Below are 10,841 nucleotides of genomic sequence, written 5' to 3'. Positions count from 1 at the left end.
TTCCTTAACCCTCAAGGGTCGTGCATTTTTATGAGAGAAAGAGCCAGTCAAATCAGGCAATCTTGAATCGGGAAACGGACTGACGCAGCTCTTCAGCCATGTGGGAAAGCTCGCGCACCTGCTGAGCCGTGGTGCGTGTGCCCTCGCCGGTTTGCTCGGTCACGGCAAAAATATGCTGGATGTTTTCGGCCACGCCGTTGGCCATACTGGCTTCACGCGATGTGGAGTTGGAAATCTGCTCGATCAGCTCGGCCAGTCGGCGCGACACGCTGTCGATTTCAGACAGCGCGGTACCCGCAGAGTCGGACAGACGGGCCCCTTCGACCACACCCTGCGTGGAACGCTCCATGGCGGCCACGGCATCCTGGGTATCGGTCTGGATCGCCTTCACCAGCGCGGCAATCTGTCGCGTGGCATCGGCGGAACGTTCCGCCAGACGCTGCACTTCTTCCGCCACCACCGAGAAGCCGCGACCGGCTTCACCGGCAGACGCGGCCTGAATGGCTGCGTTCAGCGCCAGCACGTTGGTCTGCTCGGTAATGTCCGAAATCAGTTCGGTAATCTCACCAATCTCCTGGGACGACTCTCCCAGGCGCTTGATTCGCTTGGAAGTGTCCTGAATCTGATCGCGGATGGAGTTCATGCCGCCGATGGCGTTCTGCACGGCCTTGAGACCCGAGTCCGCAGCCTGCAGCGACTGGCGGGCCACCTGGGCCGATTCCTGCGCCTGGGCAGAAACGTTGTTGATACGGCCGGCCATGTCCAGAATCGACTTGCCGGTCTCGCGAATTTCATGCAGCTGCTCGTTCGATGCAGCCAGCAGCTCGGTCGATGTGGCGTCCACCTGCTCGGTGGTCTGGGCCACTCGGGTCACGGTGTTCTGCACGGATCCCACCAGAGCGCGCAGCTCTTCCACCGTGTAGTTCACCGAGTCGGCAATCGCGCCGGTGATGTCCTCGGTCACGGTGGCTTCCTGCGTCAGATCGCCTTCGGCCACCGACTGCAGCTCGTTCATCAACCGCAAAATGGCGGCCTGATTGGCGTCGTTGATACGCTTGGCTTCCTGCTCTTGCAGACGGGCATCGACCTGGTGGCGCTCGGCTTCCTGCTGACGCGCACGGCTGTCCAGCAGCTGCACGCGCGAAATGCCGATACCGCTCAGAACCGCAGCCAGAATGGCCGCGGCCAGCAGCGCCAGCTGCAGCATGCTGGCTCCGCCCAGTCCCTGCAGAGCCGTCTGCAGCTGCTCCAGCTGCTGACGCAGCGGTTCGCTGTCGTTGTTGATGCTGGCCTGCGCTTCACGGGCCGACACAAGACCCTGCAGATTGCCCAGGATGGCGCTGGCCTGCGTGCGCGTGTCGTCGTACTGCTTGATCAGCGTCTCGAGCTGTTCGCGCACCTGGGGATCGCGTGCCGCCGACAGCCGCATCTCGGAGCTGCCATTGAGCAGGCCTTCGGAGATTTCCTTGAAGGAGTTCAAATCCTTGCCGAGCAGGAACACGGCTTCGGGGCTCACGCCCTCCAGGGTCTGGAATTCGTTGGCAGACTTGGCAATACGCTGGGTCAGCATCACCAGCTGGCCGGCCGCAGAGATCTCGGCCGCACCGGCCCCCTGCTGCAGCTTCAGCGAAGAAATGGTTTCAGCGGTTTCCAGCAGATCGGAGGACTGACGGTTGATGGTGCGCAGCGCCTCGCCCACCTGGGTCAGTGTCTTTTGCTGTCCAAGAATCAGCCCCGCGCTCTTTTCCGCGCGCTCCATCAGGGTGCTGATGGAGCTGAGCTCGTCCTGCAGGCCACCGCCCAGCGCTTTCACGCCCAGCTCGGAATCGCCGCCGGCCAGCGCTCGCACGTTGCGCGCCAGCACGCCGGCGCTGTCCTTGACGTCGGCGAACGCAGGAGCGGCCCCCGTCATGGCAATGGAGACCGACTTGGCCAGACGCTGCGACTGCATCAGCGCCTGACCGGTTGCCGCCAGCTGCTGGTTGGAATTGCTGGCTTCGCGCAGCATCCACGCCGACAGCACCACCAGCACCAGCACCGAGCCCCCCAGCAGGGTGAACAGGGTGCGCTGATGCTTGGCCGTGGTGGCCGTTCCGAGAATGGGCAGGCTCACCAGCTCATCCGCGCGACCGGTCTCCTCCACGCCGAAGACGGAGGGCGCCCCCTGCACGCTGTTGAGCGAGCCGTCATACAGGTCCTGTACGACCGTGTCTCCCATCATGCTGCTATCACCACTGGCGGCTGCCGCGATGGGCTTGCGACGGAACAACTGATTTATTTTCTGTGCAAAGGACATAGCGCTGTATCCAGGAACCTCAAGCACGAATGCTCAAAAATTTGGCAGTTTGAGACAGAGGCTGCAACTTCAGCTCCTGCCAGCGGCGGCCGCTCGCATCGATATGGACGGCTCCAAAGAAACTCGGGGCGTGCTCGGGCGCGGGCTCCGACCGGGTAAACGCGTCTGCGGCACGCAGGCCCAGCAGGCGATCGGCCAGCAGGGCCGCATTGACCTCCAGAGCGGGATTGAAGGCCAGCAGGCTGCAATCCAGAAGTTCCTGCTCGTTGCGGAAATGACCATGACCCAGGAGCCTGGCCAGATCCACAACGCCCATCAGGGATCCGCGCAGATTGGCGATGCCCAGGAACCAGGACTGTGTATAGGGTACGGGCTGAACGCCGGTCCAGGGGAAGATCTCTCCCGCCTGATTCAGCGGCAGCAAATAATCCCGTCCGCCCGCCTGCACTGCCAGCCATGCAGCCACGCTGACGCCTTCGCTGCGCGCTGCCTGCAGGCGCCCGGCCAGACGGGATTGAAGATCTCGGAGGGCTTCGCGGTTCGCCATAGCAGCGCAGCTCGTTACAGAGCGGCGATCTTGGCTTGCAGCTCGGCTGCATCCACGGGCTTGGTGATGTAGCCACGTGCGCCCTGACGCATGCCCCAGACCCGGTCGGTTTCCTGATTCTTGCTGGTGCACATGATGATGGGCACATCGGCATACAGGGGATCACGGGAGATGGCGCGCGTCAGCTGAAAGCCGTTCTGTCCGGGCATGACCACGTCCATCAGGATCAGGTCGGGCTTGTCCTCGGCCAGGCGCTTCATGGCTTCCTCGCCATTTTCCGCCGTGCGCACCTGCAGGCCCTGCTTCTGCAACATATCGCTCAGAGCCATCAGCTCCGTCTTGGAATCGTCAACGACCAGAACTTTTTGAATTGTCATCATGCAGCTCCCACATCTGCAGCCTGCAGCGCGAACTGTTGTACGGCTTGCAGCAATTGATCTTTGGTGAAGGGTTTGGTCAGATAGTCCTGACAGCCCACCATGCGTCCACGGGCCTTGTCGAAGACACCGTCCTTGGATGACAGCATCACGATGGGCGTATTGGCAAAACGCGCATTGCGCTTGATGATGGCGCAGGTCTGATAGCCGTCGAGCTTGGGCATCAGAATGTCGCAGAAGATGAGCTGCGGCTGGTAGTCGTTGACCTTGGACAAGGCATCGAAGCCGTCATCGGCCAGAAGAACCTCGTAACCACCTTGCTTGAGGAAAATTTCAGCGCTGCGGCGGATGGTATTGCTGTCATCCACGACCAGAACGCGCAAAGGCGCAGCAGATGCTGTCACGGTGAAATCCCTCCCAATTCGGTCGTCAATGGAATCGAGTGTCTGAGGCACTCAGATTTCCACCATTTCAAAGTCTTCTTTGCGCGCACCGCATTCCGGGCATGTCCAGTTCATGGGCACATCTTCCCAGCGGGTGTTCGGAGCAATTCCATGTTCGGGGCAACCTTGGGCTTCGTCATAGAGCCAGCCACAGGTCAAACACATCCAGGTTTTAGGGTCAGTCACAGCTTAAAGGGGCTTCACATAGAATGCAACGATTGTATCTAGTCACAACCCCGGCTCCCACCCTTGCATTCCCGGGTGCAAACTGGGGTGCGCCATGGCATTGAATCCCATCTCCTCCCCCCCCCCTCGCCGCACCCGCCAGGAAGAAGCGACAGAATCCGCTCCCGTCTGCGTGCTGTCCTTCAACAGCAGTGACCCCAGCGGAGCCAGCGGACTCTCGGCCGACATCGCCACCATCTCCTCCATCGGCGGTCATGCGCTGCCGGTGGCCTGCGGCGCCTACGCCAGAGACACGGCGCGCATCTACGAGCACTTTGCACTCGACGACGACGCGGTGACCGAGCAGGCACGCATGGTGCTGGAGGACATTGCCGTCACCGCCATCAAGGTCGGCTTCGTGGGCAGTCCTGCCAACCTGGCCGCCATTGCCACGATCTCCTCGGACTACCCCGACATTCCCATCATCAGCTACATGCCGGACCTGTCCTGGTGGGAGGACGACAAGCAGGATCAGTACCTCGATGCGTTCAAGGAGCTTGTCCTGCCTCAAACCTCGGTGTTGGTTGGAAACCACAACACGCTGTGGCGCTGGCTGCTGCCGGACTGGGAAAACAGCCGTGCGCCCACGGCGCGCGACATTGCCATGGCCGCCGAGGCACTGGAAGTGCCTTATGTGCTGGTGACCGGCATCCCCCTGCCCGACCAGTTCGTGGACAACGTGCTGACCACGGCCCAGTCCGTATTGGGCAACAGCAAGTACGAGATGTTTGACGCCACGTTCACAGGTGCCGGTGATACGCTGTCCGCAGCGATCACGGCCCTGCTGGCCACCGGCAACGACCTGGGTGCTGCGACCCTGGAGGCGCTGGAATACCTGGACCACAGCCTGGATGCAGGCTTTCGCCCCGGCATGGGCCACTATCTGCCGGATCGTCTTTTCTGGGCACAGCCCACCGAGGACGAGGAGTCCGAAGACGAGCAGGCCGAAGACTCCACCGATGACGAACCCGACTCCAAGCCGATTGAAGGCTTTGTGATTCCTTCCCATGACACAAAACACTGATCTGAATACTGCACTGTTCGAGCGCGCCAAGGGCGTGATCCCCGGCGGCGTGAACTCGCCCGTGCGCGCGTTTGCCGCCGTGGGCGGCACTCCCCGCTTCGTGAAGCGTGCGCAAGGTGCTTATTTCTGGGACCAGAACGATCAGCAGTTCACCGACTACATCGGCAGCTGGGGCCCCATGATCCTGGGCCATGGCCACCCCGAAGTGGTCGAGGCCGTGCAGGCCGCAGTGCTCGAAGGCTTCAGCTTTGGCGCCCCCACCGAGCGCGAAGTGGTGCTGGCCGAGAAGATCCGCGCCCTCGTGCCGAGCATGGACATGGTGCGCCTGGTCAGCTCCGGCACCGAAGCCGGCATGAGCGCGCTGCGCCTGGCGCGCGGCTACACCGGCCGCAACAAGATCATCAAGTTCAACGGCTGCTACCACGGCCATGCGGATTCGCTGCTGGTCAAGGCCGGCTCGGGCCTGGCTACCTTCGGCGCCTCGTCCTCGGCCGGTGTGCCCGCCGATGTGGCCAAGGACACCATCGTGCTGGAGTACAACGACATCGCCCAGCTCGAAGAGGCCTTTGCCAAGATGGGCAGCGACATCGCCTGCGTCATCATGGAGCCGATTGCCGGCAATATGAACTTTGTGCGCGCCTCGGTGGACTTCACCCGCCGCATCTCCGAGCTGACCCGCGAGCATGGCGCGCTGCTGATCTATGACGAAGTCATGACCGGCTTTCGCGTCGCCCTGGGCAGCGCACAAAGCCTGTATGCCAAGGAGATCGAAGGCTTTGCGCCCGACATCACCGTGATGGGCAAGGTCATCGGCGGCGGCATGCCCATGGCGGCGTTCGGTGCGCGCCGCGAGATCATGGAAAAGCTCTCGCCGCTGGGCCCCGTCTACCAGGCCGGCACGCTGTCGGGCAACCCGATTGCCACGGCCTGCGGCCTGAAGACGCTGGAGCTGATCAGCCGCCCCGGCTTCCACGCCGAGCTGCACCTCAAGACCGGCCACCTGATGCAGGGCCTGAAGGCCGAAGCCAATGCCGCCGGCATTCCCTTCAGCGTGGACTGGCAAGGCGGGCTGTTCGGCTTCTATTTCCTGCCCGAGCTGCCCACGCACTACGCCCAGGTCATGAAGACCGACGGCAAGGTCTTCAACAAGTTCTATCACGGCATGCTGGAGCGCGGCCATTACTTTGCTCCGGCACTGTACGAGGCAGGCTTTGTCAGCGCCGCGCACAGCGATGAAGACATCGACCGCACCATTGAGGCGGCACGCGAAGTCTTCAAGACACTGTAAATCTCAACCCGCCCACCAGGCCCTGCAGCCTATGTCTGCAGGGCTTTTTTGCTTTTTGCGGCAGACGGTGACCAGACCTCGGCAGCCAGCCATCCAGGCTCAGCCCTCGATGCCCTGCAAGCCACACGCCCGGGACAGCGGCCGGGGCGCACTCTGGCAGTTGCTCAGGGCCGCTGGAAAGCGGCTCTGGCGCGCTCCACTTCGGCTCGGGTGATGCAGCCTGGCGCATGGTCGTTGACCATGCCCATGGCCTGCATCAGCGCATACATGGTGGTCGGCCCGACAAACTTCCAGCCTCGCTTCTTGAGTTCCCTGGACAGGGATTGCGACTCCGGCGTCTGGGCCTGAATGGTCGTTCCCGTCGATGGCACAACCGGCTGATAACGCCAGAAGAACGCGGCCAGCGAGCCTTCGGACTGGACCATTTCGATGGCCCTCTGGGCGTTGTTGATCACGGCCTCGATCTTGCCGCGGTGGCGCACGATGCCCGCGTCCTGCAGCAGGCGCTGCACATCGGCCTCGCCGAACTGCGCGACGCGCCGGAAATCGAAACCCGCAAAGGCCGCCCGGAAGTTCTCGCGTTTGTTGAGAATGGTCAGCCAGCTCAGGCCGGACTGGAAGCCTTCCAGGCAGAGTTTCTCGAACAGGCGCTGATCGCTGTCCACCGGGAATCCCCATTCGCGGTCGTGATAGTGCACATAGCCCGGCGTGGCCAGACACCAGCGGCAGCGTTGCTGGCCATCTTCGGCGGACTGGGTGGGGGCGCGGGTCGGCGTGGTCTCGGTGGGTTCGGTACTCATGCCCAGCACTCTAACCAATGCAAAAGCCCTGCAGGGCGTTCCGTGCAGGGCTTTTGTTTTGATAGCTTTTTGCGATTGATATCAAACGATTTCAGATATAGAACATATTGAAATCAAGCAATATCATGCGCTGGCAGCTCACTTTTTATCCGCCTGGGCCAGACGCGAATGGCGCATGCCATAGGCCATGTAGATCACCGCACCCAGCGCCATCCAGCCCAGAAAGCGCAGCCAGGTCAGCGTGGTCAGATTCAGCATCAGATAAAAGCACAACAGGGCCGAAAGCAGGGGCAGCACCGGCACCCAGGGCACGCGGTAGCCGGTGCCGGCGTCGGGGCGCTTCCTGCGCAGCAGCAGCACGCCGATGCTGACCAGCACAAAGGCCGACAGCGTGCCGATGTTGATCATCTCCTCCAGCAGCTCCACCTTGGTGAAACCCGCCAGGACCGCGACGACGGCACCCACCATCAGTTGCAGGCGTACCGGCGTCTTGCGCCTGGCCGAGGTCACGCTCCAGCTGCGCGGCAGCAGGCCGTCGCGCGACAGCGCCATCAGGATCCGGGCCGAGCCCATGAGCAGCACCATGACCACCGTGGTCAGGCCCAGCAGCACGCCCACGGCGATCACCTGGGCGGCCCAGTTGGCGCCCACGCTGATGAAGGCCGTGGCCAGCGAGGGATTCTCGGCCTTGGCCAGCTCGGTATAAGGGACCATGCCGGTCAGCGCCAGCGTGACCAGGATGTAGAGCAGAGTCACCAGCGCCAGGCCGCCGAAGATGCCGCGCGGCAGCGTTTTCTGTGGCTCCCTGACTTCTTCGGCCGAGGTGGCGACCACGTCGAAGCCGATGAAGGCAAAGAACACCAGCGATGCGCCCGAGATCACGCCCAGCCAGCCGTACTGGCTGGGGCGGGCACCGAACAGCCAGGCCAGCATGGGCTGGCCCCAGACATCGGCGGTCACGCCATGACCTGCCACGGGCGGCTGGGCCGGCGGCACAAAGGGCGTGAAGTTCTTCAGGTCCATATAGGTGAAGCCCACCACGATCACGAACAGGGTGATGGCGATCTTGATCAGGGTGAACACATTGTTGACCCGAGCCGACTCCTGCGTGCCCAGGATCAGCAGCCCGGTGAACACCGCCACGATGAAGAACGGCCCCCACTCCAGGCTGATGGCTCCCAGATGCAGGGTGCTGGGAATGTCCACGCCTGCCGTGGCAAACACCGTGGACAGGTAGATGCCCCAGTACTTGGCGATCACCGCGCCGGCGGCAATCATCTCCAGCAGCAGATTCCAGCCGATGATCCAGGCCACGCCCTCGCCCAGCGTCAGATAGGTATAGGTATAGGCGCTGCCCGTGACCGGCACGCTGGAGGCGAACTCCGCATAGCACATGGTGGCCAGCGCGCAGGTGGCAGCAGCCAGGATGAAGGAGAAGATCACCGCCGGCCCCGCAAAGCTGCCCGCCGCGCGCGCGCCCACCGAGAAAATGCCGGCACCGACGGCCACGGCCACCCCGAGGATCATCAGGTCGAACGCGCCCAGGCTGCGTTGAAGTTGACGGCCCGGCTCGTCCGAGTCGGCCAGGGCCTGTTCAATGGTTTTGGTTTTCAGCCACTGCATGCATATCGCCGGGCCCCCGGCCGCACTCGTGGCGCGGCATCTTTCGCCCGGTCTTTTTGGTCAAAACGGCATCCTAGGGATTTCACCAATAAGGCGCAGATACCCTGCCGCATCACCGGTCTGTTTGCATGTTTTGTGCAAGCCCTGCTGCACTGCCCTCTCAAACCAGACTAGGCAGGCCCGCGTTTCACGAAGCCTGCACCGCGCTCAAAAATCGCGCCGCAGTCCTGCATGCAAGCGATCACTGACGCAGGATTCGCAATGGGCCGGGCCGGCCCCGAAAAGTCAGATGCGTGGAGGCTGCGGCGGCACATCGGCCGGACGAATCAGCAGACAGAGCACTGGCACCAGCAGCAGCGCCGTGACCACATCCAGCACGTGGTGCTGATGCACCAGCATGGTTGAGGCGCAGATGGCCGCGCTCCATAGCGCAATCAGCAGACACAGCCCCCAGCGACCACGCTGCCATTGCGCCTGGCAGATGGCCAGACAGGTCAGCGCCGTGTAGACGATGTGCAGCGAGGGCAGCAGATTGTGGGGCTTGTCCACCAGGAACATGGTCGCAAAAATGCTGCGATAGGGCTCGAATTCGGGAATCGCGCGCTCGAAGGCCAAATTTGCCGGGAACAGCACGAAAACCAGACCGCAGATCAGCGTGCCCAGCACCTGGCGCTTGCCCAGCGCCGCCGTACCGGGCTGGCCCACCAGCCAGAACGGCAGGGCCAGAAACGGGAAAAACGAGAAATAGACAAAGATGAATTCCGGCACCAGCGGAATCATCGCGTCCCAGCGCGTGATGAAGTCATAGCGCTGATCGCGCAGGCTGGCCAGCCAGTTGGCCGTGGGATAGATCGCGTAGGTGGCGATGTTCACCCAGATGGCCCAGAAGACAAAGCCGCGCTGGCGCGCCGGGGCGTGCACAGGCGTGTGCAGGGCTTGATCGGCTTGGCTCAGCACAGGAGCGGGCGCGGGTTTTCTCATTTGAGGATTATGGAAGCAAGGCCTGCCACCCTGCACAGGCTGCAAAGCAAAAAAGGCTGCAAGCGCCAAGCGCCAGCAGCCTTTGAATTCACGCACGATCTCAGCAACCCGGCTTATTGAGCCGCAGCCGATAGCGCCTGAGCCGACAGCACCCAACGGGCCATCTGCAGAGAATCGGCCTCGCTGATTTGCGGGTGGCGCGGCATGATCACATTGCCCCAGGCACCCACGCTGCCGCTGCGAATCTTGTCTGCCAGATAGCTCTGGGCATCGGCTTGCGAGCCGTACTTCTGTGCGATCTCCGTAAAACCCGGGCCCACAAATTTGCGGTCCAGACCATGGCAGCGCATGCAATCTGCTCCCTCCACCAGCTTTCGGGCTGCCGCCAGCTCGGGCCTGGCTGCCACCAGCGCATCGGCAGCCTTCTCGGCCGTGCTCACCCGCATGATGCGCCAGCCGATATTGGCCACACCTAAGGCGCTAGCCGCCATGACCAGCCCGATCAGCCAGCCAATCCAGCGCGGCCTGGGCGGATAGTTTTCTTCGTCGTCGATGGGATCAGTCATACCAAGCACCAGATTCACAAAAAAGTATGGCCGACAGACGCCAGCCATTGAGCACCTTACCCGAACAGGCATGACCCATCAAAGGGACAGCGAGCAACAGCCGCCTCGCAGCGAGGCTGTCGTCCCCCCTCCCGATGCCAAGCATCGAGAGAGGGGGAAGGCGCGATAGCGCCTCAGGGGGAGCGATCAGTGCCTGAAATGGCGCACGCCGGTGAACACCATGGCCACGCCACGCTCGTTGGCCGCATCGATCACTTCCTGGTCGCGCATGGAACCGCCGGGCTGGGCCACGCAGGTCGCGCCTGCATCGACCACCACATCGAGGCCGTCACGGAACGGGAAGAAGGCATCCGACGCCACGACGGTGTTCTGCAGCGACAGTTTGGCGGCTTCGGCCTTGATGGAGGCGATGCGCGCCGAATCCAGGCGCGACATCTGGCCCGCACCCACGCCCATGGTCATGCCGTTCTTGCAGAACACGATGGCATTGGACTTGACGAACTTGGCAACGTTCCAGGCGAAGAGCAGGTCGTTCAGCTCTTCGGGGGTGGGCTGCTTGACGGTCACGACCTTGAGGTCGGCCAGCTTGAGCTCGTGGTTGTCGGAGGTCTGCAGCAGCAGGCCCGAGCCGATGCGCTTGGACTCGATGGCGTTGCGGCCGTTGTCCCAGT

At 62.7% G+C, this 10,841-nt stretch carries 11 protein-coding genes and 1 pseudogene; 2 read left to right on the top strand and 10 right to left on the bottom strand.

Translation table 11 applies throughout. The features are described from left to right. Positions 1-52 precede the first annotated feature (52 nt). From E2583_RS10880 to E2583_RS10860, 5 genes are read right to left on the bottom strand one after another with little or no spacing between them, the layout of a single operon-like run. Positions 53-2,296 carry a methyl-accepting chemotaxis protein gene (locus tag E2583_RS10880; protein ID WP_291595675.1) on the bottom strand — a complete coding sequence of 748 codons (2,244 nt, stop codon included), beginning with the start codon at positions 2,294-2,296 and terminating at the stop codon, positions 53-55. Between the two features lie 19 nt (positions 2,297-2,315). Next, positions 2,316-2,843, bottom strand: a complete 528-nt coding sequence (locus tag E2583_RS10875) for a chemotaxis protein CheW (RefSeq protein WP_291595673.1) — start codon at positions 2,841-2,843, stop codon at positions 2,316-2,318. Between the two features lie 14 nt (positions 2,844-2,857). Next, the gene (locus tag E2583_RS10870; RefSeq protein ID WP_291595671.1) at positions 2,858-3,220 is read right to left on the bottom strand and encodes a response regulator; all 363 of its coding nucleotides are present in this window, start codon (positions 3,218-3,220) and stop codon (positions 2,858-2,860) included. Beyond that, complete coding sequence (locus E2583_RS10865; RefSeq protein WP_003051508.1) at positions 3,220-3,624, bottom strand: response regulator; 405 nt, start codon at positions 3,622-3,624, stop codon at positions 3,220-3,222. The genes E2583_RS10870 and E2583_RS10865 overlap by 1 nt, the downstream gene beginning before the upstream one ends. 51 nt (positions 3,625-3,675) lie before the next feature. After that, entirely contained in the window at positions 3,676-3,828 is a 153-nt protein-coding gene (locus tag E2583_RS10860) for a rubredoxin (protein WP_034399566.1), read from the bottom strand. Between the two features lie 115 nt (positions 3,829-3,943). Between E2583_RS10860 and E2583_RS10855 the strand changes: the two genes are divergently transcribed. Together E2583_RS10855 and hemL are read left to right on the top strand one after the other, a co-directional pair. Then, complete coding sequence (locus tag E2583_RS10855; protein WP_003051503.1) at positions 3,944-4,912, top strand: bifunctional hydroxymethylpyrimidine kinase/phosphomethylpyrimidine kinase; 969 nt, start codon at positions 3,944-3,946, stop codon at positions 4,910-4,912. Next, entirely contained in the window at positions 4,896-6,200 is a 1,305-nt protein-coding gene (gene hemL, locus E2583_RS10850) for a glutamate-1-semialdehyde 2,1-aminomutase (protein WP_043375092.1), read from the top strand. Before E2583_RS10855 ends, hemL begins: the two co-directional genes overlap by 17 nt. Before the next feature lie 164 nt (positions 6,201-6,364). On the opposite strand, the gene E2583_RS10845 is transcribed toward hemL, so the two are convergent. The 5 genes and pseudogenes from E2583_RS10845 to purH all read right to left on the bottom strand — a co-directional run. Then, the gene (locus E2583_RS10845) at positions 6,365-7,000 is read right to left on the bottom strand and encodes a DNA-3-methyladenine glycosylase I (RefSeq protein WP_291595665.1); all 636 of its coding nucleotides are present in this window, start codon (positions 6,998-7,000) and stop codon (positions 6,365-6,367) included. A 138-nt stretch (positions 7,001-7,138) separates the two neighbouring features. After that, the gene (locus tag E2583_RS10840; RefSeq protein ID WP_211457021.1) at positions 7,139-8,623 is read right to left on the bottom strand and encodes an amino acid permease; all 1,485 of its coding nucleotides are present in this window, start codon (positions 8,621-8,623) and stop codon (positions 7,139-7,141) included. Positions 8,624-8,908: 285 nt separating this feature from the next. Beyond that, positions 8,909-9,604 (bottom strand): hypothetical protein, encoded by a 696-nt coding sequence (locus E2583_RS10835; protein ID WP_291595660.1) that lies wholly within the window; start codon positions 9,602-9,604, stop codon positions 8,909-8,911. Between the two features lie 113 nt (positions 9,605-9,717). After that, a complete protein-coding gene (locus E2583_RS10830; protein WP_291595657.1) occupies positions 9,718-10,170 on the bottom strand; it encodes a c-type cytochrome in 453 nt (150 codons plus the stop codon). Between the two features lie 186 nt (positions 10,171-10,356). Then, positions 10,357-10,841: pseudogene (gene purH / locus E2583_RS10825) on the bottom strand (bifunctional phosphoribosylaminoimidazolecarboxamide formyltransferase/IMP cyclohydrolase); the annotation flags it as partial.

It is taken from the genome of Comamonas sp., from assembly GCF_009360615.1.
Lineage (GTDB): Bacteria > Pseudomonadota > Gammaproteobacteria > Burkholderiales > Burkholderiaceae_C > Comamonas.
Note: the sequence above shows the minus strand (reverse complement) of the source record. Positions and strands in the feature narration are given on the sequence as shown.

Bases quoted from the DNA above. Each gene is read 5' to 3' on its own strand.
- E2583_RS10880 (WP_291595675.1), bottom strand. From the start codon at position 2,296: ATGTCCTTTGCACAGAAAATAAATCAGTTGTTCCGTCGCAAGCCCATC.
- E2583_RS10875 (WP_291595673.1), bottom strand. From the start codon at position 2,843: ATGGCGAACCGCGAAGCCCTCCGAGATCTTCAATCCCGTCTGGCCGGG.
- E2583_RS10870 (WP_291595671.1), bottom strand. From the start codon at position 3,220: ATGACAATTCAAAAAGTTCTGGTCGTTGACGATTCCAAGACGGAGCTG.
- E2583_RS10860 (WP_034399566.1), bottom strand. From the start codon at position 3,828: ATGTGTTTGACCTGTGGCTGGCTCTATGACGAAGCCCAAGGTTGCCCC.
- E2583_RS10855 (WP_003051503.1), top strand. From the start codon at position 3,944: ATGGCATTGAATCCCATCTCCTCCCCCCCCCCTCGCCGCACCCGCCAG.
- hemL (WP_043375092.1), top strand. From the start codon at position 4,896: ATGACACAAAACACTGATCTGAATACTGCACTGTTCGAGCGCGCCAAG.
- E2583_RS10845 (WP_291595665.1), bottom strand. From the start codon at position 7,000: ATGAGTACCGAACCCACCGAGACCACGCCGACCCGCGCCCCCACCCAG.
- E2583_RS10840 (WP_211457021.1), bottom strand. From the start codon at position 8,623: ATGCAGTGGCTGAAAACCAAAACCATTGAACAGGCCCTGGCCGACTCG.
- E2583_RS10835 (WP_291595660.1), bottom strand. From the start codon at position 9,604: ATGAGAAAACCCGCGCCCGCTCCTGTGCTGAGCCAAGCCGATCAAGCC.
- E2583_RS10830 (WP_291595657.1), bottom strand. From the start codon at position 10,170: ATGACTGATCCCATCGACGACGAAGAAAACTATCCGCCCAGGCCGCGC.